Origin of the sequence: Flavobacterium circumlabens (genome assembly GCF_004345565.1) — a bacterium.
Classification (GTDB): Bacteria; Bacteroidota; Bacteroidia; order Flavobacteriales; family Flavobacteriaceae; genus Flavobacterium; species Flavobacterium circumlabens.
On sequence record NZ_SLWA01000017.1, the window covers coordinates 1 to 22,588 of the forward strand.

Below are 22,588 nucleotides of genomic sequence, written 5' to 3' on the forward strand. Positions count from 1 at the left end.
ATATAAGGTAAGATTTCGGTTCTACACCCCGACAGGTTTTGAAAACCTGTCGGGTTTGTTTTTATGTATTGTTACGGAGCCCCTTAAAAAGGCGCCTTTAAAGTCTTAGCTCACGCAAAGGCGCAAAGTTTATTCTTTAATACTTATATATAGCATACCTCTTTTCAAACCACCCCCTAGCCTCGATGTTTCTTAAACCTAAATTCCAAATAACTAAATTCCAAATTCCAATACCCTTCTTGCAATACGTAAAAACAAACCCGACAGGTTTTCAAAACCTGTCGGGGTGTAGAACCGAAATCTTACCTTATATATAGGAGAATTTTACCCTTACTATATTAGGACAAAACGGCCTACATTATTACAATTCACATTCTTCTTACATATTATAGTATAAACATGCCGATATGTATTGTATGTATTTTTGTAATGCGTTATATTTGCATTCACAAAATTAAAAACAATGATTAAGATTACTTTACCCGACGGGTCAATTAGAGAGTTTGCTTCAGGCGTAACTCCGATGGAGGTTGCGAAAAGCATTAGCGAAGGATTTGCCAGAAACGTGATTTCTGCATCTTTTAATGGTACAACAATTGAAACCGAAACTCCATTGACGACCGACGGTAGTCTTATATTATATACCTGGAATGATGCTGAAGGCAAAAAAGCTTTCTGGCACTCGACTTCGCACGTTATGGCACAAGCCCTTGAGGAATTGTATCCGGGAATTAAATTAACGCTTGGACCTGCAATTTCTAATGGTTTCTACTATGATGTTGATTTTGAAGATCAAAAAATCACTGATGCTGATTTTAAAAAGATTGAAGATCGCGTTCTTGAAATTTCGAGAGGGAAACATGAATTCAAAATGCGCCCTGTTAGCAAGGCAGATGCATTAGAGCTATATAAAGACAACGTTTACAAGACTGAATTGATTTCGAATCTTGAAGACGGAACAATCACATTTTGTGATCATGCTACTTTTACTGATTTATGCAGAGGTGGACATATTCCGAATACCGGGATCATAAAAGCCTTTAAAATCATGAGCGTTGCCGGTGCTTATTGGAGAGGTGACGAGAAAAACAAACAGCTGACTCGTGTTTACGGAACTTCTTTCCCTAAGCAAAAGGATTTAACTGAATATCTTGAACTTCTTGAGGAAGCTAAACGTCGTGATCACCGTAAACTTGGAAAAGAATTAGAATTGTTTGCTTTCTCTCAGAAAGTTGGCGCTGGTTTACCTTTATGGTTACCTAAAGGTGCTGCACTTAGAGATCGTTTAGAGCAATTTTTAAAGAAAGCCCAAAAGAAAGCGGGATACGAGCAAGTGGTTACTCCACATATTGGACAGAAAGAACTTTATGTAACTTCCGGTCACTATGCAAAATACGGTGCAGATAGTTTTCAACCCATCAATACTCCGGCCGAAGGTGAAGAGTTTTTATTGAAACCGATGAACTGTCCTCACCACTGTGAGATCTATAATGTAAGACCATGGTCCTATAAAGATTTACCTAAGCGTTATGCTGAATTTGGTACTGTTTACAGATATGAGCAATCCGGTGAATTGCACGGCTTAACTCGTGTTAGAGGATTTACTCAGGATGATGCGCATATTTTTTGTACTCCGGAGCAATTGGATGAAGAGTTTAAAAAAGTAATTGATTTAGTACTATATGTATTCGGATCGTTAGGTTTTGAAAACTTTACTGCTCAAATTTCGTTGCGAGATAAAGAAAACAGAGACAAATATATTGGTACAGACGAAAATTGGGAGAAAGCCGAAAATGCCATTATCAATGCTGCTGCCGATAAAGGACTGAATACTGTTGTAGAATATGGCGAAGCTGCTTTTTATGGCCCGAAGCTTGACTTTATGGTAAAAGATGCTTTAGGCAGACAATGGCAATTAGGAACAATTCAGGTTGACTACAACCTTCCTGAGCGTTTTGAATTGACTTACAAAGGTGCTGATAACGAATTACACAGACCAGTAATGATTCACAGAGCTCCTTTTGGATCAATGGAACGTTTTATCGCAATTTTACTGGAACACACTGCAGGAAATTTCCCACTTTGGCTAATGCCGGAACAGGCTATAATCTTGTCTTTGAGCGAGAAATATGAAATATATGCTAAAAAAGTTTTAGATTTGCTAGAAAATCACGAAATTCGCGCCCTAATTGACAACAGAAGCGAGACTATTGGTAAGAAAATTAGAGATGCAGAGATGCAGAAAATACCGTTTATGCTTATTGTAGGTGAGGAAGAAGAGAAGAACGGAACAATTTCAATTCGTCGTCACGGTCAGGAAGGAAAAGGGAATATTACAGTTACAATTGAGGAATTTGTCGCTATTGTAAACGAAGAAATAAAAAAGACATTAAAAGTTTTTACAGTTTAACTTAAATTATAAAGTCATAGCAATAAGAAGCAACAGAGGTTACCAACCTCGAGTAGAAAAAAAAGATGCACACAGAATAAATAACCTTATTCGTGGTGTACAAGAAGTAAGACTAGTAGGCGAAAACATCGAACCAGGTGTATTTAAACTTGCAGAGGCTTTACGTTTAGCGGATCAATTTGAATTGGATTTGGTTGAGATTTCACCAAACGCTGAGCCGCCGGTTTGTAAAATCATGGATTACAAGAAATTTGTTTACGAACAAAAGAAACGTGATAAGGTATTAAAAGCTAAGTCAACGCAAGTTGTCGTAAAGGAAATTAGATTTGGTCCTCAAACGGATGAGCATGATTACGAATTTAAAAGAAAGAATGCTGAGAAGTTCCTGAAAGAAGGTGCTAAACTAAAAGCCTTCGTTTTCTTTAAAGGGCGTTCTATCATCTATAAAGATCAGGGTCAGATTTTATTATTACGTTTGGCAACTGATTTAGAAGAGCATGGTAAAGTAGAAGCTATGCCTGTTTTAGAAGGAAAGAGAATGATTATGTTCATTGCTCCGAAGAAAAAGAAATAGTGTTCAGTTTTAAGTCTCAGTGTTCAGTTGTGAACTTGAAACATTAAACTTGAAACAAAAATATAAGTAAGTAAGAATAAATTAAAACACTAGGAAAAATGCCTAAAATGAAAACAAAATCTAGCGCCAAGAAACGTTTCAAAGTTACTGGTTCTGGAAAGATTAAAAGAAAGCATGCTTTTAAAAGTCACATCTTGACTAAAAAATCTAAAAAACGTAAATTAGCTTTGACACACTCAGCGCTAGTTCACTCTACAGATATGAAAAGCATCAAACAACAATTAAGAATTATCTAATAATTCTTTAGGTTAAAAATCATTTAAATATAACCTTGGAGTATGGCTTTTAAGTTCCTTTGATTTAATTCAGGACGCCTGCTACAAAAACACATTAAAATTATGCCAAGATCGGTAAATTCAGTTGCTAAAAGAGCAAGAAGAAAAAAAATAATGAAGCAAGCCAAAGGTTTCTTTGGTAGACGTAAAAACGTTTGGACAGTTGCGAAGAATGCAGTAGAGAAAGCAATGTGCTACGCTTACCGCGATAGAAAACAAAACAAAAGAAATTTCCGTGCTTTATGGATTCAACGTATCAACGCTGGAGCCAGATTAGAAGGAATGTCTTATTCTCAATTCATGGGTAAAGTTAAAGCTAACGGAATCGAATTGAACCGTAAAGTTCTTGCAGATTTAGCGATGAACCACCCTGAAGCTTTCAAAGCAATACTTAATAAAGTAAAATAAACGTTTTATAAACTCAATTTAGATTACTTACTTATCATAGAAAAACCATTCGTTAACGCGAATGGTTTTTTGTTTTTACAGCTATTTTTTACATTAATTTAATGAGATAAAGATAACTTTGCAATATGAAAGAATCATTTCTTATTTTATTTATAATACACTGTTTGGCTATAAAAGCACAAGAACAAAAGCATGAAAAAAATGCTATCAGTTCAATAATTGGAATAATTGACAAACGAGATTTAAATTGTGCGGCTGAAATTGATAGAGCCAAAACAGATTTCAAATCAAAAGAAGTGTTTTATTATATCGAACCCGAAGGATATCTTGATATAAATTATAAAAGACATTTTCCGTTTTTAAATGAATTGCTCAAGAAAAAAGGAATCCAGTTCTTAGCATCACAAGAAATCGAGATATCATCCTTTTGGATGGAAACTAATAATGAAAAATATTCATTAATTACAAATTGCTATTACAAAGCATCCAATGAATTACTAAATGTAAAATACGGTAATAATTTCATAAAGAAAATAGAACAAACAGCTGACAGCTTATATGTAGTAAGCAGAATAAATGATGTTTTTGACTACCCGAATGAAGTAGATGCCTACTGTATGATATATCCAAAAGCTGCAGATTTCCTTGATCAGAAAATTCAAATTAAAAAAGATTTTTTTTCTAATTTCAAATTTCCCGTTGGTTTTATACGCCTAACAGATAAAAGAGATTTTATAGCAAAAACTCTGTTTACAATAAATCGCGATGATAAAGTCTCTGATATCAAGATAAACCTTGAATTTGAAAATCCGCAAAATCAAAAATTTTATAATGATATAGTTAATCAACTTATTCATTTCATTAAAAATGCAAAATGGAAAGCTGCTATCTCGAGCGGTGTAAAAGTAAACAGCTCCTTTAAGATTAATTTCTATAATGAAATTATGTAACCTTCTGAATTTAAAAGTACATTTGCAAAGCAGCAATTCCACTTTATGCACCAATCACTTTTCGATCATATAGAAAAATTCATAACTCTGGAACCTTCAGAGATTGATACTTTGGAGTCGTGTTTAAGTTTGTCTAAAATCAAAAAGAAGGAACATGTATTACAGGAAGGTCAAATCTGCAATACGCTCTACTTTATTGTAAAAGGCTGCATGAGGCAATATATCATTAATTCAAAAGGAACCGAACAAACACTTCAATTTGGCATAGAAAATTGGTGGATTACAGACTACCTCAGTTATCATAACCACACTCCCTCCCATTTTTATATTCAGGCGGTAGAAAACTGCGAGGTTATTGCTATCGAAAAACCAACCCTTGAGTCTATTCTTATTCAGATTCCAAATCTGGAACGGTACTTTAGAATTGTTTCACAAAAATCATTTGGGGCAGCGCAAATGAGGATTAAGTTTTTGTTTACAATGTCTGCAGAAGAAAGGTACCATCATATTAATAACCTGTTTCCTGAATTTGTACAACGTGTTCCTCAGTACATGCTTGCCTCCTATTTAGATTTTTCGGCTGAGTTTATGAGTAAAATAAGGGCTGGAAAAATCTAATCGGAATTTCTTGAAGTAGTTCAAGTTTTGGAAAGCAGATATAGCTGAACTTTGTATCAAACTTTAAAAAACAAGTACAATGAAACCAAGAATCGTTATCCCGAAAGTAGCCCCTGAAGCCTATCAGGCCATGTTAAGTTTAGAAAAATACATTGCTTCAACATCATTAAATCCTGTTCATAAGGAACTCATTAAAATTAGAGCATCGCAAGTAAATGGGTGTGCCTATTGTATTAACATGCATACTGCAGATGCCCGAAAATTAGGCGTAAGTGAACAACGCATTTATTTATTAAGTGCCTGGCGTGAAGCTGATATCTACACACAAGAAGAAAAAGCAATTTTGGCATTGACTGAAGAGGTGACCTTAATTAGCCACCATGTCTCTGAAGAAACATATGCCAATGCAGCCCAATATTTTGATGAAAAATCCCTTGCGGAAATAATTATGATGATCATTACCATCAATGCCTGGAACAGAATTGGAATTGCTACGGGAATGAGAGCCGTATAATTTTAAAGATAAGTTTTACAAAAAAATTACAAATACAAACCCTCAACTTCGAGGGTTTATTTGTATATAGCTGTATATGAGAATTTCATCATTTTTATTTTAATGAATATCTAAAATACCGTATTTATACGTGCTCCCATTTTATAGAATTTTCTATTTTTGGCGCAATGATACCAAAAAGACTAATTTACCTTTACATATTTTTCACTCTCACTGTCTTTTCTTCTTGTCAAAAGAAAACTATTCTCATTCCAAAAGAAACAAAAAGCAAAACAGAAATTCAAAAGCTTATTGTAACTGCTGATAAATTTAATACCAACAAACAATTTGACAGCGCTTTTTATTATTACAATAAAGCCAAAATAAATTGTAATCCCGAAAATAACACCGATGCTTATGTTCATTGCCTGTCCAATATGGCAGAGATACAGCAAGATCAATATGACTTTATTGGCAGTGAGACTACTGTCAAGGAAGCTTTGCCGTTTTTAAATTACATAGAAGATTCAGCCGACTGGAAAATCTATACTATTCTGGGCACTAACAATACCAATATCTACAATTATGACAATGCCCTTTACTACTTTAATAAGGCATTAGCTTTAAAAACAGATGAGACCAGAAAACTAAAAACAAAAAATTATATTGCCTCTGTTTTTATAAAACAGAAAAAATACAGTGAAGCATTACAAATATTACTTGCTTTAAGTATAAATAAAAACATTCAGGAGAATCCGGAAACTTACTCTAAAATACTGGACAAGACAGGCTTTTGCTATTTTAGACTCGAAAACAGGGTGGCCTTGTCATTCTACACCAAAAGTTTAGACATAAAATCTGAACTGAAAAATGATTCTGAATTAGGCAAAACCTACTATTATCTTGCGGAGTATTATCAAAAATACAATCCGGCTTTATCTACGAAATATGCTAATTTGAGTTACGATAAATATACGATTACCAATTGCATTGACAATCAATTAAGGACTCTTGCGCTTCTTATCAAAAACAATTCCGATACAGAATTAAAAAAAAATTCAATTACCTATGTTCAATTAACTGATAGTATTTTTGAAATAAAGCAAAAAGCAAAAAATCTATTTGCAAAGATTAAATATGATTCGAGAAAAGAAAAAGAAGAGAACTTAAAATTAAAGTCTCAAAAAATCAAAAACGAACTGCAGTTAGCAAGACAAGAAACGCGGAATATAATCTCTTATGTTATCATTTTGCTGGCTTTGGTCTTCATTATTATTCTGTATTTTTATCTAATTTCAAGAGCAAATCGCGAAAAACTAAAAGCAACTTATCATAGTGAAACCAGAATTTCGAAAAAATTACATGATGAACTCGCTAATGATGTGTATCATGCCATGGTTTTTGCTGAAAATAAAGACCTCTCAATACCGGAAAACAAAAAGCAATTATTAGATAATCTGGATACTATCTATTCCCGAACCAGTGACATCTCAAAGGAAAAATGCCCAATCAATACTGAAGAAGATTATAAAACTTCATTAAAACAAATGATTTCGGGATTCTACACCACGAATATTAATCTTTTAGTAAATGATTTAGACACAATCGCATGGGATGAAATCGAAAAAACAAAAAAAATAACGATTTACAGAACAATACAGGAATTACTTGTAAACATGAAAAAGCACAGTAAGGCAACATTAGTGGTAATTACTTTCAAAAAAATCAATACTAACATCCAAATTAATTATACTGATAATGGACAGGGTATTGATCTTAACAAAATAGTACTGAAGAATGGACTTCATAATGTAGAAAATCGAATTTTTGCGATAAAGGGAAGTATTGATATTGAATCAAATCCAGGAAAAGGCTTTAAAATCTTTATTAAATTTCCGTTGCAATAATGAAAAAATATATAAATCTTTTTCTAAAAAAAACCTCTGTCAAATACTTTCCGGTCAAGATAGTTATACTGTTATTGATTATTTCTTCTGTTCATTCCTGCAGAAGAGATAATCATATTAAACCTAAGGAAAAAAATCATACTGCTGAAATTAAAAAAATCATGGATGCTGCAGATGCTTTATTTGACAATAATAAAAGAGACAGTGCTTACAAGTACTTTAATAAAGCTCTGGCAATTATTGAACCCAAAAAAAATCCTGATGAGTATGTTTATTCTTTAGCCTGTATGGCTGAAATGGTACAGCTTGAAGGAGACTTCATCAAAAGTGAGTACCTGCTGACTAAAACCATGCCTTATTTAAGCAAAACAACTAGACCCCGATTTAAATGGTATGTATACACTATAATGGCTAATAATTATAACAATACTTACGATTTTAAAAATGCGGTCCTATACCACAAAAAAGCATTAGAGCACACTATTTCTACTTTAAAAAAGAATCAGACTTTAAGTAATATAGCAGGTATTTACGGTAATCAGGAAAAATACGATGAAGCCATAAAAATATATTTGCCGTTGGTTAAAAAAAAATACATAGATAAAAACAATTTAGATTTCAGCAAAAGAAATCATGCAATAGCGTTGAATGATCTGGGGTATTGCTACTATAAAACTAATAATCTTAAGGCATTACAGTGTTTTAATGAAAGCTTGAAAATTAACCTTCAAATAAATGATCAGGAAGGTATAATGTTCAATCACAGATTTATCTCACTCTATTATCTAAAAAACCATCCTGAGCTTGCTAATCAACATGCAAAAATAGCTTACGAAATATCCCGTAAAAACCATTTCCCTACAAAAAGAGCAAATTTTTTAAACATATTAGTAAAATGCAGTACCGGAAAAGATCTGAAAAAATACGCTCTCGAATACATTCATCTTATTGATAGTATTAAAGAAGTCAGGCTGAAAGCAAAAAATTCGTTTGCCCAGATTAAATACGATTCAGAACTGGACAAGGCGGAAAATCTACAGTTAAAAATGCAACAGGCAGAAAACCAATTACAACTGGAACGACAAAAAAACCGAAATATAATATCTTATATCATTATTTTCTGCATTCTGATCTTTATATCATTTCTCTCTTTGCATCTCCTGCTAAAAGGAAGAAGAGAAAAGAATGAAGCCATTTACAACAGTGAAATACGAATTTCAGAGAAACTAAAAAGTGAACTTTCAAACAATATTTACAATACTATTACTTTTGTAAAGAACGAAAATCTCGAAAAAAGCGAAAATAAAGAACAATTACTAAACAATTTAGAAATTATATATTCACGCACCAGAAATATTTCAAAAGAGAACAGTTATATTATAACAGATGAAAATTATGTTTTTATTTTAAAAGAAATGATAGCCGGATTTAAAACTCCGAATGTAAATATTTTACTGAATGGTCTGGATACAATTGACTGGAACAAAGTTGATAAGAGCAAAAAAATAATTCTTTACAGAATAATTCAGGAGTTATTTGCCAACATGAAAACGCATAGTGAAGCTACTTTGGCCAGCATCACTTTTAAAATAAATAATAAAAAATTATCCGTAAATTACACTGATAATGGCGTTGGGATTACAAAAAATACATTTATTTTAAAAAATGGACTACAAAATGTGGAAAGCCGTATAAAAACTATCAACGGAACGATTAATTTTGGCACTTATTCCCAAAGTGGATTTAAATTAAGTTTTTCTTTTTCTATATAAAAAAACAGTAGTATGTTCAAAAAGGTTTTAGTTGCAGAAGATTTAGATAGTATAAGCATAGGAATTATTCAGGTTCTTGAAGATCTGAACATTCCCGTAATTGATCATGTAAAGTATTGTGATGATGCGTTATTAAAAATAAAAAAAGGAATGACCGAGAACAGTCCTTATGACTTACTAATAAGCGATTTGTCATTTAAGTCGGATCACAGAAAAACAAAGCTTTCTTCGGGTGAAGAACTCATAGGGGCCGTAAATAAGGTACAGCCTTCCCTAAAAAAGATTATATTTTCGATAGAAGATAAATCGTATCGTATAAAATCTCTTTTGATGATTTAAAAATCAATGCCTACGTAACTAAAGGACGCAATAGTATTGATGAACTCAAAACCGCAATTGAGAAAACTTTTAGAAATGAAGAAAGAATAGTATCCTCTGACTTATCACTTATTTTTAATGACAAGGCTTTAATTGAAATTGAATCTTACGATATCTCTATCTTAAACCTTTTGGCTAAGGGTTATACTTTAGAAAACATCTCAAACGAATTTAAAGTCATTTCAATAACTCCAAACGGGACAAGCAGTATTGAAAAAAGAATCAATAAACTAAAAATATATTTTAAAGCCAATAACAATGTTCATTTAATTGCTATTGCAAAGGATTTTGGATTGATTTAGTTTTAGTCCCCTTACGGTTTTCCGTAAGGAAATCAGCTTTTATAACTTTAAATTTGTGTAGAATCTATTAAAACATCAATGAAACCAAAATCCAGAATTAATTTAGAGAACAATAAAAGCCGGAAATTTTTGTCCAGAATTAATACGCCTAAAAATAAAATTGTCATCAAAGCTATGTTACTCTGTCTTTTTCTTTCAATTTCTTTTGCTTTTGTATCAGAGAAAACAGGATGGATAGAGGTAGACTGGAATATTATTTTTATCCCTGCACTTTTAGTTTTACAAATAATAATTATAACAACGGCCTTAAAAAACAGATATAAGAAACATTAAAGTACTGGTTAAAAAAACCATTTGTTCGCAAGAAGAAGCAGCAAATTTTGAAATGCTTATATTTGATCCTTTAAATACTGCATGAAAAATATTCTAAGTCTTTTAATACTATTCCTTACTTTTCAGTCTTTTTCCCAGGTAAAAGTCCTGTCCTGGAACTTAGAGAATTTTGGAAAATCAAAAACAGAAGCTCAATTAAACTTTATCGCAGGCACCCTTTGCGAGTATGATATTATAACCATTCAGGAAGTTGTAGCAGGTCATGGCGGCGCTCAGGCGGTAGCAAAACTTGTTGAAATTTTAAATGAAAAAGGTTCCAAATGGGATTATCGTGTAAGTGATCCTACCAGTGGCAGCAGTTATAAAAAAGAACGTTATGCCTTTATCTGGAAAACCAATAAAGCACGACTGAAGGGAAATCCCTGGCTGGAAAAGAAATATACGCTCGAAATTGATCGCGAACCTTATTTTGCAAGTTTTGAAATTGGTAAAAAAACAATCACCTTAGTTACTTTTCATGCGATTACAAAAAGCAAACAACCTGAAACAGAAATAAAGTATTTTAAATTTCTGCCACAGGAATACCCCGCTTTAAATTTGGTTTTTATTGGTGATTACAATTGTCCGCAATCGCATACCGTTTTTAATCCGTTGAAAAAAATGGGTTATACTACCGTTTTTCAAAATCAAAAAACAACTTTAAAACAAAAATGTATAGCTGAAAATTGTTTAGCCTCAGAATTTGATAATATCTTTTATCGAACAAATTCTTTATCTAACCTTAATTCCGGCATAATTCCGTTCTATAAAAAGTTTGCTTCCCTGAAAGAAGCCCGCAAAATATCGGACCATATTCCTATGTGGTTTGAATTTTCAATCCGATAAACTACGTTTTAAGCTTTTTCTTTTTTGCTGCGGGAAACAATACATTATTCAGAATTAACCTGTAACCCGGAGAATTTGGATGCAAATCTAAAACGGTTGGAGGATCTCCTACCTGATGTTGAAAATCTTCGGGATCATGACCTCCGAAAAAGGTAAACATACCTTTTCCTTTTTCTCCATGAATGTATCTGGACTCCCCGTTAAGTTCACAAACGCCCATTACCAAAACATTGGATTTTATTAAAGCCGAATCAAAAGAGGTCGTTTGTCCCATAAAACCTTTTACCAGCTGGGTATGATTTTGACACAACATACTTGGAATTGGATCCCATTTTGCAGAAAATTCCATTAAAGAAAAATAATCTTTTTCCATTTGAATTTTTCGTTTTGAAGTCATATCAATATCTGAAAACTCATATACTTCAGGTTTTCTTTCTAAAGTGAAATTTTTAAACGCAAAAGAATTGGCATAATTTAATTTGGACTGATAATTGGATTCACTCGCATCTCCATCAAACATGGCTTCGCAAATATCAACTCCATCTGCAGCGAGTGCAATATCAAAACTATCCGTTGCCGAACACATTGCAAACATGAATCCTCCGCCTACGACAAAATCCCTGATTTTTTTTGCAACCGCACCTTTCTCCTGTGATACTTTGGCGTAGCCTAATTTAGCGGCCAGTGCTTCAGCGTCCTTTTTTTGGTCAATATACCAGGGCGTATTTTTATAAGCGGAATAAAATTTCCCATACTGGCCCGTAAAATCTTCGTGATGCAAATGCAGCCAATCGTAAAGCAGTAACTGATCACTCAGAACTTCTTCATCATAAATTGGGGCGAAAGGTATTTCAGCATACGTTAAAACCAGCGTTACGGCATCATCCCAGGGTTGTTTTCCTTTTGGTGTATAAACGGCAATTTTGGGTGCTTTTTCAAGAACTACGGATTCCATATTCTGAGAAGGGCTCGAAATATCATTTAAGATAGAAGCTTCTTCACTATCTGAAATTATTTCAAAACTAACTCCCCTGATTTTACATTCCTTTCTAATTTCCTCTACATCAGGCAATAAAAATGAACCTCCGCGGTAATTCAGCAGCCAGCTGGCTTTGTAATCTTTACTTAAACACCAATAGGTAATTCCATAAGCTTTGAGATGATTCTGTTGTGTAGTTTCATCCATTGGCACTAATAGGAAAGAAGCTTTGGCAGTTAATGAAAATAGAAGTATGAAAATATAAACCAATCCTTTATTCATCAGAAAATTATTTTAGTAAAGATATAAAGGAAGGAGTAAAAAATGCAACTGCATACCTGTTTTATTAAGGCCGTGTTAGTAAAATAGGAAAATTTGTCAGAAGAATGTGCAAAATCACGTAAAAACACCTGTATTTCAACTACACTTTCTAATTAAATTTGTGAACTAATAACCAATTATATAAATCAATGAAAAATTTAATCATGAAACCCAATGATGGCAACAATGAACCAAAGGGATTAAATGTAATACAGAAAATAGGTATTTGCTTACTTGTCTTAACTATAATAGTGTATTATGTTTTATCGATTCAATTTCTGGCAAGTTGAATTTAAATGGTTAAAACTGCAATTTCATTTTGAATTGCATAAACGACCAATCCGGCAATATTCCTGGACTCTGTTTTTAATAATAGATTATTTCGGTGGCCTTCGACAGTCCTTGGACTTAAAAAAAGCTGATCAGCAATTTCAGAAGTTGTTTTTTGCTGACAAATAAGCTGAAGAATTTCTATTTCACGCGGTGACAGAAACCCGGTTTCTAAGTTACACTTATTATTTTTTGAGGAAATAATGGTATCCTGGATTGTTTTTAAAACAGTCTGACTGTAATAAAACCCTTTTCGGGATACTTCATTAATAGTATGGATTAAATCTTTTGGAGTCGTATTTTTTATTAGGTAAGCGACAGCTCCAACCTGAATCATATTAGCAACGAACGATTTTGTATCGTAACTCGTCAGGGCTATTATTTTTATATCCGGATAGGCTTTCCGAATAATTTTTGTGGCTTCCACTCCATTCAGGACAGGCATCTTTAAATCCATGATAATAATATCCGGTTTTATTTCATTGTCTTCGAGGCGGGAAATAAGGTCTTCTCCGTTTGAAGCTTCAAAAATAATTTCGATATTATCTTCTCTTTGCAATAAAAAAGAAATTCCTTTCCGAAATAAAACTTCGTCATCGACTAAGGCAATTTTAATAGCGCCGCTCATTTTTTATTTGGTTTTGGTCGTTTAGTCTGCCGAAATTACAAAATATGCTTTGAAAAAAAAGAAAAATATCCTTGTTTATTAGTAAAAATTTGACTTTTATTTTAAATCACACCTTAAAAAGTAAACATTACAGCAATACCATTGTCTAATTGAGAATTTATTTTAATGGTTCCGTTCAGAAAAGATACGCGGCTGTCTATATTTTTCATACCAAGTCCCTTTTGGTTTCCTGATTTTTCGATATCGAAACCTAGTCCGTTATCTTCATAATTGCAGATGTTCATCTGATCATCCTTGCTGAAAGCAATCCAGATTTCAGTGGCTTTTCCATGTCTCATGGAATTATTCATTAGTTCCTGCAAGATTCTGAAAACATGCAAATGGCGATCTGTTTCTTTGTCATTAAAATCAACTTCGTTTTTATAATACACCTTTACCGCTTTCGAACTTTCAAACTCTTCACAGAGTTCTTCAACAGCAGCGTTTAGTCCAAATTTTTCAAAGACAGGCGGTAATAAATTATGAGCAATTTTTCTGGAATTCTCTAAAGCTTTAGTTGTTAGATTTATAATATTTTCTGTAATCTCAAAAGTCTCTTTTTCAGTCAGATTAGGAGCAGTTAGTAAATGACTGTTTAAGGATACAATATTCAGTTTAGAACTGATATCATCATGTAAATCCTGAGCAATACGTTTACGTTCTTCTTCCTGGGTTACAATAACAGCATGTAATTGTTCCTTTTGATACTGTAATACCAAATCTTTCTTTTCCAGTTCTTGCTGAATGATTTTTTTTCTTGAAAAATAGAAAAATACGACCAATGCAATAGCCATAACCACAAAAAAAAGCGATGTGTATAATATTATAGCAACAATCTCTTTTTCAGGAATTGAATTTATACTCATATAAACCTATTTATTTCACTTTATAACAGCAACGATTAAACAAAAAATTTTAAACTAATAAAGCGGCTTTTTTATAAAAACTTTTTTTCCATTCGTACAAAATAAACAGCTGATTTATTAAAACTAAAACAGCATTTAATGTCCAACTTAGAAATTTCAGATTTTCACTTAATCCGATTGTTAAATTACCAACCAAAAACAAAATTGTGCTTGCCAGTAAATAAATTATGATGCCGACTGTGATAAAGTAATATTCTTTTTTATCCGTCAGCATATCATATAAATGCAAAAGAGCAAAAAACACAACCAGTAAAGAAGTGATCGTAATTTCGAATAAGTTAAACTTAGAAAACATACCCGGGTCAAAAAGATACTGAATTGCTAAAACCAATAAACCTGCAGAAGTTCCAATCAGTATTATTTTCTTTTTTACAACATCTTTCACCAGCAAAAAATAGAATATTGCCAATAATATTAACTGTCCGACAAAGTAAAAATGAGACATGAAAAGATTTACTTTTTTACAATAAAGCAAAATGACGCAAATAAGCTGCACAGTAACCAATAAAGCCAGGTAACAGGTAAAAATTTTATAGGCTTTTCCAAATTTGGAAAAGCCTGTGATATATAAAATAAGGTTAAGTATTAAAAAGAAATAACCTGTATTTGCAATTAGTTGATACATTTTTTAAGGATTCATAGGACTTGAAGGATCTCCGTTTGGAGGACATGGCTGCGTCATATCATACACAACACCACCACCGTCAGCTTCACCATCTTTAGCGGCGGTTGCTCCTGTTTTGAATACATCTTTGTAGATTCCTGTTTTAGCATCTAATTTTGTACCCACAAACATTAAAACCTGCTGACCTGCATTATTAATTCCTTTGTAAGCACGTACGGCATCAATATCCTGGTCTAATACTTGTTTCAGGGTTTCTAACGGAATTAAATAGGCGTCAACTTTGTTTTTGCCATCTTCCTCCAGACCTGATGCTCTTCTGTATTTTTCAGCCCATACTTTACCTTCCGCCACAGGAACTTCTACACTTCCTAAATTCTCTTTTTCTAACATAATATAATTTGTTTTTGGTTACAAGTTAATATGCAATTATTTTATTAACTGCATTGCTAAACTACAGAATTATATTAAGAAAATTCACAATAAGAGATAAAAAAAAAGCCTTAAAATAAGGCTTTACAATTTCTTAAAACGGAACATCACTGTCGTCATCGTCATCATTTAAGTTACTGCCAAAGGCTTCATTTGCCGAAGGGAGATTTTTAGTTATAAACGGATTTTCTTCGTGATTCATTTTAGAAGGCAAATCGTCATAATTACCTGAAAAATCATCAAGGTTATCAAATTTTCCAAGATGTCCGATAAATTTCAATCGAACGTTTTCGATCCCACCATTACGGTGTTTCGCGATCATTATTTCCGCCTGGCCAGTGGTTGGCGAAGCCTCATCATCATCCCATTCATCAATTTTATAATATTCCGGTCGGTATAAGAACGAAACAATATCAGCATCCTGCTCAATAGCTCCGGATTCACGAAGATCCGATAGCAACGGACGTTTACTGGAACCACGCGTTTCAACTGCACGCGATAGCTGCGAAAGTGCAATTACCGGTACGTTTAGCTCTTTTGCCAAAGCCTTTAAGTTTCGGGAAATTGTAGAAATTTCCTGCTCACGGTTTCCTCCTCCTTTACTATTTCCTCCCGCAGTCATCAATTGCAAATAATCGACAATGATAATTTTAATACCGTGTTGTGAAACCAAACGACGACATTTTGCCCTTAAATCAAAAATAGAAAGCGAAGGCGTGTCATCAATAAATAAAGGTGCTTTCTCTAAGTTTTTAACTTTGGTACTCAGCATCTCCCATTCATGAGGCTCTAATTTACCTGTACGTAATTTCTCTGATGACAATCCGGTTTCTGATGAAATTAACCTTGTGATTAACTGAACAGATGCCATCTCCAGAGAGAACAATGCTACCGGATGTCCAAAATCAATAGCCATATTTCTGGCCATTGAAAGTACAAACGCCGTTTTTCCCATTGCCGGTCTGGCCGCAATAATAATTAAATCACTCGGCTGCCATCCGGAAGTCAGCTTATCTAAGTTGGTAAAACCGGTTTCAACACCACTCAGACCTTCTTGTTTTGCAATTTCTTCAATACGTTTTTTGGCCTGAAGTACTAAACTCTGGGCAGTTTCAGAACTACGTTTAATATTTCCCTGTGTTACCTCATAGAGTTTTGATTCGGCTTTGTCCAGCAAATCAAATACGTCTGTTGTTTCATCATAAGAGTCTTCGATAATTTCAGTTGAAATACGAATCAAACTTCTCTGAATAAACTTTTGAAGAATAATACGGGAGTGAAATTCGATATGCGCGGAAGACGCTATTTTTTGGGTAAGCTGAATTAAATAAAAATCACCTCCCGCCAGTTCTAATTTTCCATTTTTTTTAAGCTGGGTCGAAACGGTTAACAAGTCAATTGGCTGCGTTTCTGTAAAAAGCTGGACGATCGCTTCAAAAATAAATTTGTGAGCATCTTTATAAAAAGCATCGGCCTGTAAAATATCAATTACATCATCTACCCCTTTTTTATCAATCATCATTGCCCCAAGTACAGCTTCTTCTAAATCAAGTACTTGCGGTGGTAATTTCCCTCTTTCTAAATTAATAATTGTGGTTTTATCTACCTTTACAGGATTTACATTTTTGAAATTTTCCATATAGCGAAAGTAGCAAAATTTAAAAAAACAATGCTATCGAGTTATAACTATTAATTGTTTATAAATATGTTTTTTTTGTTGATAACCAAAAAAAAATCCGAAACTGTAGGGCTTCGGATTTTTAAATAATTTGTAAGAATTTACTCTTTATATTCACCCATTTTACTATACTTGTCCATTCTTTGGGCAATTAAGTCGGCTGTTGATAAGTCTTTCAATTCATTATAACCTTTAGTGATATATTCTGCTACGGTCTTAAAAGTAGTTTCGCGATCATAGTGCGCTCCTCCTAGTGGTTCCGGAATTACATCATCTACTAATTTTTGTCTTTTCATGTCAGAGGATGTCAATTTTAAAGCATCCGCTGCACGTTCTTTGTATTCCCAGCTTTTCCATAAAATAGAAGAACAGGATTCCGGAGAGATTACAGAGTACCATGTATTTTCCAACATATATACTTTATCTCCTACCCCTATTCCTAGAGCTCCTCCAGAAGCACCTTCACCAACAATAATGGTAATGATTGGCACTTTTAATCGAACCATTTCAAAAATATTTCTTGCAATAGCTTCTCCCTGTCCTCTTTCTTCAGCTTCCAGACCCGGATAAGCACCCGGAGTGTCTACTAAAGTTAAAACCGGAATACCGAATTTCTCTGCCATTTTCATCAAACGCAGGGCTTTGCGGTATCCTTCAGGATTTGCCATACCGAAATTACGGTATTGACGTGTCTTGGTATTGTATCCTTTTTGCTGACCCACAATCATAAAAGACTGGCCGTTTACTTTTCCTAAACCACCAACCATTGCTTTATCGTCTTTAAAACCTCTGTCTCCATGAAGTTCTAAAAAAGTATCACCGCATATTGCCCTGATATAATCTAACGTATAAGGCCTGTTCGGATGCCTTGACAATTGTACACGTTGCCAGGCCGTAAGGTTTTTATATATTTCTTTCTTAGTTTGTTCTAATTTCTTGTTGATTTCCTTACAAGTTGGTGTAACATCAACGTCAGATTCTTTTCCAATTATCACGCACTTTTCTAATTGTTCTTCAAGTTCTTTTATTGGAAGCTCAAAATCTAAATATTCCATGGATTTTTGAATTTTGTTTGTAAATCGAACCGCAAATATAAAAATATTATATCATTGGCAGAATTAAATGTTGTTTAATATATAAAAATGCAATTTAAAAATAAGGTAAATATTACACTTTTTTCTTATTTTGATAATGTTTAAAAACCCCGTTTAAAATAACTGTAATGACAATTATTACCGCTCCGATATAAAATTCGGTGCTCATTTTTTCTTTTCCTCCAAGAATAAAATAGGCCAGGATAATCCCGTATACAGGCTCTAGATTAGTGGTTAGCATAACGGTATAAGGCGTTAATCTCTGCATTACTTTTACAGAAGCAGTAAAAGCATAGGCCGTACAAACTGATGCCAGCACAAGCAGCAAAACCCAGTTATTCACAGACATTGAAAAGAAATCCGCATTAAATTTTCCCTGAAACAAAAAATAGACCGAAATAAAGAAAACACCGGCTCCAAACTCATAAAAAGTAATTACTGATGGTTCATGATCTGCTATTAATTTTCCATTCATAAGCGTAAACAATACGCCAAGGATAATAGAAGCCAATGCAAAATAAACGCCCTGAAGGTATTTTATTTCCACTTGCAGAATCAGGCCTAAACCGCCAATAATGATCAGTCCGAAGAAAACTTCGTACCACAATATCTTTCTTCCATAAAATATCGGCTCTAACAAAGAAGCAAAAAATGCCCCCAGCGAAAATATCGAAAGCGTAATGGAAACGTTAGAAATGTGAATGGCTTTAAAAAAGAAAATCCAATGCAAGGCAATCAGAAGTCCGACAAAAATAAGTTTAAAAAATTCTTTCACGGGAACCTTAAACGATTGTCTTTTGCAGACAATAAAAATTCCCAGAAAAATTCCGGCAAGAAGCATTCTGTACCAAACCAGATTTTCAGCATCAATAGTTATTAAAGCACCCAAAATGGCTGTAAATCCCCAGATAAAAACAATCAAATGAAGATTTAAGTAACTTTTTAAATTATCGTTTCGCATTACGTAAGAGGTAAATGGCCAAAATTCCAAAAACAATATTTGGAAACCAGACTGCTAATAAAGGTGAGAAAGTTGATTTTTCGGCAAGAGTACCAAATATTTTATCAAAAAACACAAAAGAAAAAGCAATTGCAATTCCTATCGCCAGATTTGTTCCCATACCACCACGACGTTTCATAGCAGAAACCGCAACGGCAATAATAGTAAGGATAAAGGCAGAAACAGGAACACTGTATTTTTTGTAGAGTACTACCAAGTAAGTATTAATATTTCCTGAACCTCTTTTTCTTTCTTTTTCAATAAATTTATACAGTTTCCCTAAACTTAAGGTTTCAGCAATATAAACCACCGGAGTTAAATCTTCTAACTCAAATTTAAAGGCCATGTTTTTTTCAGGAACCTTTTCAATTACATCATTTAGATCATTAACTGTTCTTTTTGTATAATCGTAAAGTATATAGATTTTTTTCTTTGGATCCCATTTGATGCGGCTCGCCGTGATTTTATACTTCAGCTTATCCTTGTCAAAATGTTCTAACGAAAAATTAAATGCTGTTTTCGATTCTTCATTGAAACTATTAACGAAGATAAAATCATTATCATTAATTTGCCTGTAAACATTGGTGTTCTCACCCCGCATGAGTTGTTTTCCATTTCCTTTCAGATAGGTATACCTGAAATTATTAAAACCTTCACTGGCCGCAGGAACAATGAAAAAACCCATTAATAATACAAAAACCGAAATAATACTGGCCCCGATAATATAAGGTCTTAAAAATCGTGTAAATGAAATTCCTGAACTCAGAATCGCAATAATCTCGGTATTATTCGCCAGTTTTGAAGTAAACCAGATCACCGATAAAAACAAAAATATCGGAAATAACGAGTTCGCAAAATAGATGGTAAAGTTGTAATAATAGATGGCAATATCCATAAACGGAATCTTGTTCTCCAACATCTTATTCACCTTTTCAGAAACGTCAATTACAATTCCAATCGGAATAAATAACATGATCATCACCGAGAAAGTGGCTAAATAGCGTTTTAAAATATATTTATCTATTATTGTTAACATAGATTTTTTTGTTTTTCTTGTTTCATGTTTCACGTTTCAGGTTCTGTTGAAGAGAACCTGAAACGTGAAACAAAAATAACCTGAAACTTTTTTTAAAGTCTTTGACTCATATTTTTAACCATCATTTCTTTCCATGGTCTGAAATCTCCTGCTAAGATATGTTTTCTGGCCTCACGAACCAACCACATATAAAAACCAAGATTATGAATCGTTGCGATTTGTTTTCCTAAATATTCATTCGCTGCGAACAAATGACGCAAGTAGGCCTTTGTATATTCTGTATCTACAAAAGTATGCCCCATTTCGTCGATTGGAGAAAAATCATCTTCCCACTTTTTATTTTTAATATTAATCGTTCCGTTTGCCGTAAACAACATACCATTTCTGGCATTACGCGTTGGCATTACGCAATCGAACATATCAATTCCCAGCGCAATATTTTCCAGAATATTGATCGGAGTTCCTACTCCCATTAAATAACGGGGTTTATCTTCCGGCAAAATTTCGCAAACTACTTCTGTCATTGCATACATTTCTTCGGCAGGCTCCCCTACTGACAAACCTCCAATTGCATTTCCCTGCTGACCTGAATTTGCAATATATTCTGCCGACTGACGACGCAAATCTTTGTATGTACTTCCCTGAACAATTGGAAAAAAAGTTTGTTCGTATCCGTATTTATAAGGCAGTTTATCTAAATGACTGATACAACGATCCAGCCAACGGTGTGTCATGTGCATCGAACGCTGTGCGTATCTGTAATCACAAGGATAAGGTGTACATTCATCAAAAGCCATAATAATATCGGCTCCGATGGTACGCTGAATTTCCATTACACTTTCCGGTGAAAAAAAGTGATACGATCCATCAATGTGTGATTTAAATTTCACCCCTTCTTCCTTAATTTTTCTGTTATTCGAAAGTGAATACACCTGATATCCACCAGAATCTGTCAAAATATTACGATCCCAGTTCATAAATTTATGCAATCCACCCGCTTTTTCAAGAATTTCAGTCTGCGGACGTAAATATAAATGATAGGTATTTCCAAGAATAATGTCCGGATTGATATCCTCTTTCAGTTCACGCTGATGCACTCCTTTTACAGAAGCTACCGTTCCGACAGGCATAAAAATAGGCGTTTCAATTACGCCATGATCTGTAGTAATACTCCCCGCTCTCGCTTTAGATTGCGGATCTTTTTGTAATAAATCAAACTTCATCTGTTTCTTTTTTCAGTCGGCAAAGATAGGCTAATTTGAGGAAAATCTAATTAATTAGAGAATTTGTCCATTTAGAAAATGAGATAATGATTTTGATGGTCTTGAAACCTGGCTTCTAATTGGAGAATTTGTCCATTTGAAAATGAGATAATGATCTAAAATCTGTAATAACGGAATTAGAAAATATGTCGATTAGAAAATGAGATACTAATTTTACACCTGGTATTTGCGTTAGGGATAGCAGCGGCATCCTTTTGTGACACAGGTCTGGTCTTAATTAACAATACTTTTTCGGGAACAAAAGATATAGCGGATAGCCCGACCCCTGGGGAACGCCCAAAATAGTAAGATCAATAAATCAAAGTTTAGTGTCATAAATCGATGTCTCAAATAATGTAAAAAGTACAATATCTAAGTACTAAAAGTGTAACAGAACCAGAAGATTGATTCTTTAACTTAGTAAAAAAGAAAAGTAAAATTAAAAAAATAGAAATCATGATACATTCAGAAGAAAAAGACTTACAAAAAGAAGATCAGATTGAAAAAAATCTGGAGCAATTGGATTATCCCGCATCGGAAGACATTTATAATAAGGAAGAAAAAATAAAAGACATCGATCCGGATCATATTACCAACGGAAAAACAATTGATGAGAAAGAAGGAGAATGGAATGAGAATTCCTTCAACATCGACAAAGAAAACCAGACCGGAGAAGATCTTGATGTACCTGGTTCTGAACTGGATGACCAGCAAGAAGAAATCGGATCTGAAGATGAAGAAAATAATTATTACAGCGAAAGCGACACTAATTAAAATAACAATACAATTATTTATCAAAAGTTTATTTGCCACAGATTAAAGGATTAGCACTGATTTTTTTAAATCAATGGAATCCTTTAATCTGTGGCAAAACTT

At 33.5% G+C, this 22,588-nt stretch carries 21 protein-coding genes and 1 pseudogene; 12 read left to right on the forward strand and 10 right to left on the reverse strand.

Annotated elements, in window-relative coordinates:
• Window positions 1-463 precede the first annotated feature (463 nt).
• From thrS to EV142_RS23530, 11 genes and pseudogenes are all read left to right on the forward strand, one after another.
• On the forward strand, window positions 464-2,410 hold the full coding sequence (gene thrS / locus EV142_RS23480; protein ID WP_132038303.1) for a threonine--tRNA ligase: 1,947 nt from the start codon (window positions 464-466) through the stop codon (window positions 2,408-2,410).
• Window positions 2,411-2,432: 22 nt separating this feature from the next.
• Window positions 2,433-2,984 (forward strand): translation initiation factor IF-3, encoded by a 552-nt coding sequence (gene infC, locus EV142_RS23485; RefSeq protein ID WP_081491471.1) that lies wholly within the window; start codon window positions 2,433-2,435, stop codon window positions 2,982-2,984.
• Between the two features lie 98 nt (window positions 2,985-3,082).
• Window positions 3,083-3,280 carry a 50S ribosomal protein L35 gene (gene rpmI, locus EV142_RS23490; protein WP_007810722.1) on the forward strand — a complete coding sequence of 66 codons (198 nt, stop codon included), beginning with the start codon at window positions 3,083-3,085 and terminating at the stop codon, window positions 3,278-3,280.
• A 102-nt stretch (window positions 3,281-3,382) separates the two neighbouring features.
• Window positions 3,383-3,727 (forward strand): 50S ribosomal protein L20, encoded by a 345-nt coding sequence (gene rplT, locus EV142_RS23495; RefSeq protein ID WP_007810721.1) that lies wholly within the window; start codon window positions 3,383-3,385, stop codon window positions 3,725-3,727.
• Between the two features lie 125 nt (window positions 3,728-3,852).
• A complete protein-coding gene (locus EV142_RS23500) occupies window positions 3,853-4,677 on the forward strand; it encodes a hypothetical protein (RefSeq protein WP_132038304.1) in 825 nt (274 codons plus the stop codon).
• 45 nt (window positions 4,678-4,722) lie between these two features.
• Window positions 4,723-5,295, forward strand: a complete 573-nt coding sequence (locus EV142_RS23505) for a Crp/Fnr family transcriptional regulator (protein WP_132038305.1) — start codon at window positions 4,723-4,725, stop codon at window positions 5,293-5,295.
• Between the two features lie 79 nt (window positions 5,296-5,374).
• Window positions 5,375-5,809, forward strand: coding sequence for a carboxymuconolactone decarboxylase family protein (locus EV142_RS23510; RefSeq protein WP_132038306.1), 435 nt, complete (start codon window positions 5,375-5,377; stop codon window positions 5,807-5,809).
• Between the two features lie 167 nt (window positions 5,810-5,976).
• Window positions 5,977-7,695, forward strand: coding sequence for an ATP-binding protein (locus EV142_RS23515; protein ID WP_132038307.1), 1,719 nt, complete (start codon window positions 5,977-5,979; stop codon window positions 7,693-7,695).
• Complete coding sequence (locus tag EV142_RS23520; protein ID WP_132038308.1) at window positions 7,695-9,467, forward strand: tetratricopeptide repeat-containing sensor histidine kinase; 1,773 nt, start codon at window positions 7,695-7,697, stop codon at window positions 9,465-9,467. The genes EV142_RS23515 and EV142_RS23520 overlap by 1 nt, the downstream gene beginning before the upstream one ends.
• Before the next feature lie 12 nt (window positions 9,468-9,479).
• Window positions 9,480-10,147: pseudogene (locus EV142_RS23525) on the forward strand (response regulator).
• Between the two features lie 414 nt (window positions 10,148-10,561).
• Window positions 10,562-11,365, forward strand: coding sequence for an endonuclease/exonuclease/phosphatase family protein (locus EV142_RS23530; protein ID WP_132038309.1), 804 nt, complete (start codon window positions 10,562-10,564; stop codon window positions 11,363-11,365).
• Window position 11,366: 1 nt separating this feature from the next.
• Here the strand turns inward: EV142_RS23530 and EV142_RS23535 are convergent, their stop codons facing one another.
• The 10 genes from EV142_RS23535 to tgt form a co-directional block, all read right to left on the reverse strand.
• Window positions 11,367-12,626 carry an asparagine synthetase B gene (locus tag EV142_RS23535; protein WP_132038310.1) on the reverse strand — a complete coding sequence of 420 codons (1,260 nt, stop codon included), beginning with the start codon at window positions 12,624-12,626 and terminating at the stop codon, window positions 11,367-11,369.
• Between the two features lie 331 nt (window positions 12,627-12,957).
• Window positions 12,958-13,623: a response regulator transcription factor gene (locus EV142_RS23540; protein ID WP_132038311.1), complete on the reverse strand. Its 666-nt coding sequence runs from the start codon at window positions 13,621-13,623 to the stop codon at window positions 12,958-12,960.
• 113 nt (window positions 13,624-13,736) lie between these two features.
• Window positions 13,737-14,528 carry a sensor histidine kinase gene (locus tag EV142_RS23545; protein WP_132038312.1) on the reverse strand — a complete coding sequence of 264 codons (792 nt, stop codon included), beginning with the start codon at window positions 14,526-14,528 and terminating at the stop codon, window positions 13,737-13,739.
• A 49-nt stretch (window positions 14,529-14,577) separates the two neighbouring features.
• Window positions 14,578-15,033 carry a hypothetical protein gene (locus tag EV142_RS23550; RefSeq protein ID WP_132038313.1) on the reverse strand — a complete coding sequence of 152 codons (456 nt, stop codon included), beginning with the start codon at window positions 15,031-15,033 and terminating at the stop codon, window positions 14,578-14,580.
• A 183-nt stretch (window positions 15,034-15,216) separates the two neighbouring features.
• Window positions 15,217-15,603 carry a hypothetical protein gene (locus tag EV142_RS23555; protein ID WP_132038314.1) on the reverse strand — a complete coding sequence of 129 codons (387 nt, stop codon included), beginning with the start codon at window positions 15,601-15,603 and terminating at the stop codon, window positions 15,217-15,219.
• 133 nt (window positions 15,604-15,736) lie between these two features.
• Window positions 15,737-17,281, reverse strand: a complete 1,545-nt coding sequence (dnaB, locus tag EV142_RS23560; protein WP_132038315.1) for a replicative DNA helicase — start codon at window positions 17,279-17,281, stop codon at window positions 15,737-15,739.
• A 140-nt stretch (window positions 17,282-17,421) separates the two neighbouring features.
• The gene (locus EV142_RS23565) at window positions 17,422-18,375 is read right to left on the reverse strand and encodes an acetyl-CoA carboxylase carboxyltransferase subunit alpha (RefSeq protein ID WP_132038316.1); all 954 of its coding nucleotides are present in this window, start codon (window positions 18,373-18,375) and stop codon (window positions 17,422-17,424) included.
• 112 nt (window positions 18,376-18,487) lie between these two features.
• The gene (locus EV142_RS23570) at window positions 18,488-19,375 is read right to left on the reverse strand and encodes a DMT family transporter (RefSeq protein WP_132038317.1); all 888 of its coding nucleotides are present in this window, start codon (window positions 19,373-19,375) and stop codon (window positions 18,488-18,490) included.
• Complete coding sequence (locus EV142_RS23575; RefSeq protein WP_132038318.1) at window positions 19,362-20,450, reverse strand: LptF/LptG family permease; 1,089 nt, start codon at window positions 20,448-20,450, stop codon at window positions 19,362-19,364. The genes EV142_RS23570 and EV142_RS23575 overlap by 14 nt, the downstream gene beginning before the upstream one ends.
• A gap of 92 nt (window positions 20,451-20,542) precedes the next feature.
• Complete coding sequence (gene tgt / locus EV142_RS23580) at window positions 20,543-21,673, reverse strand: tRNA guanosine(34) transglycosylase Tgt (RefSeq protein ID WP_132038319.1); 1,131 nt, start codon at window positions 21,671-21,673, stop codon at window positions 20,543-20,545.
• Window positions 21,674-22,168: 495 nt separating this feature from the next.
• Here tgt and EV142_RS23585 point away from each other — a divergent pair, with 495 nt between their 5' ends.
• Complete coding sequence (locus EV142_RS23585; RefSeq protein WP_132038320.1) at window positions 22,169-22,486, forward strand: hypothetical protein; 318 nt, start codon at window positions 22,169-22,171, stop codon at window positions 22,484-22,486.
• Window positions 22,487-22,588 lie beyond the last annotated feature (102 nt).

Coding starts and splice junctions, on each gene's coding strand:
- EV142_RS23550 (WP_132038313.1), bottom strand. CDS start 15,033: ATGTCTCATTTTTACTTTGTCGGACAGTTAATATTATTGGCAATATTC.
- EV142_RS23510 (WP_132038306.1), top strand. CDS start 5,375: ATGAAACCAAGAATCGTTATCCCGAAAGTAGCCCCTGAAGCCTATCAG.
- EV142_RS23515 (WP_132038307.1), top strand. CDS start 5,977: ATGATACCAAAAAGACTAATTTACCTTTACATATTTTTCACTCTCACT.
- rplT (WP_007810721.1), top strand. CDS start 3,383: ATGCCAAGATCGGTAAATTCAGTTGCTAAAAGAGCAAGAAGAAAAAAA.
- EV142_RS23585 (WP_132038320.1), top strand. CDS start 22,169: ATGATACATTCAGAAGAAAAAGACTTACAAAAAGAAGATCAGATTGAA.
- EV142_RS23545 (WP_132038312.1), bottom strand. CDS start 14,528: ATGAGTATAAATTCAATTCCTGAAAAAGAGATTGTTGCTATAATATTA.
- thrS (WP_132038303.1), top strand. CDS start 464: ATGATTAAGATTACTTTACCCGACGGGTCAATTAGAGAGTTTGCTTCA.
- rpmI (WP_007810722.1), top strand. CDS start 3,083: ATGCCTAAAATGAAAACAAAATCTAGCGCCAAGAAACGTTTCAAAGTT.
- EV142_RS23555 (WP_132038314.1), bottom strand. CDS start 15,603: ATGTTAGAAAAAGAGAATTTAGGAAGTGTAGAAGTTCCTGTGGCGGAA.
- tgt (WP_132038319.1), bottom strand. CDS start 21,673: ATGAAGTTTGATTTATTACAAAAAGATCCGCAATCTAAAGCGAGAGCG.
- EV142_RS23575 (WP_132038318.1), bottom strand. CDS start 20,450: ATGTTAACAATAATAGATAAATATATTTTAAAACGCTATTTAGCCACT.
- dnaB (WP_132038315.1), bottom strand. CDS start 17,281: ATGGAAAATTTCAAAAATGTAAATCCTGTAAAGGTAGATAAAACCACA.
- EV142_RS23505 (WP_132038305.1), top strand. CDS start 4,723: ATGCACCAATCACTTTTCGATCATATAGAAAAATTCATAACTCTGGAA.
- EV142_RS23540 (WP_132038311.1), bottom strand. CDS start 13,623: ATGAGCGGCGCTATTAAAATTGCCTTAGTCGATGACGAAGTTTTATTT.
- EV142_RS23565 (WP_132038316.1), bottom strand. CDS start 18,375: ATGGAATATTTAGATTTTGAGCTTCCAATAAAAGAACTTGAAGAACAA.
- EV142_RS23520 (WP_132038308.1), top strand. CDS start 7,695: ATGAAAAAATATATAAATCTTTTTCTAAAAAAAACCTCTGTCAAATAC.
- EV142_RS23535 (WP_132038310.1), bottom strand. CDS start 12,626: ATGAATAAAGGATTGGTTTATATTTTCATACTTCTATTTTCATTAACT.
- EV142_RS23570 (WP_132038317.1), bottom strand. CDS start 19,375: ATGCGAAACGATAATTTAAAAAGTTACTTAAATCTTCATTTGATTGTT.
- EV142_RS23500 (WP_132038304.1), top strand. CDS start 3,853: ATGAAAGAATCATTTCTTATTTTATTTATAATACACTGTTTGGCTATA.
- EV142_RS23530 (WP_132038309.1), top strand. CDS start 10,562: ATGAAAAATATTCTAAGTCTTTTAATACTATTCCTTACTTTTCAGTCT.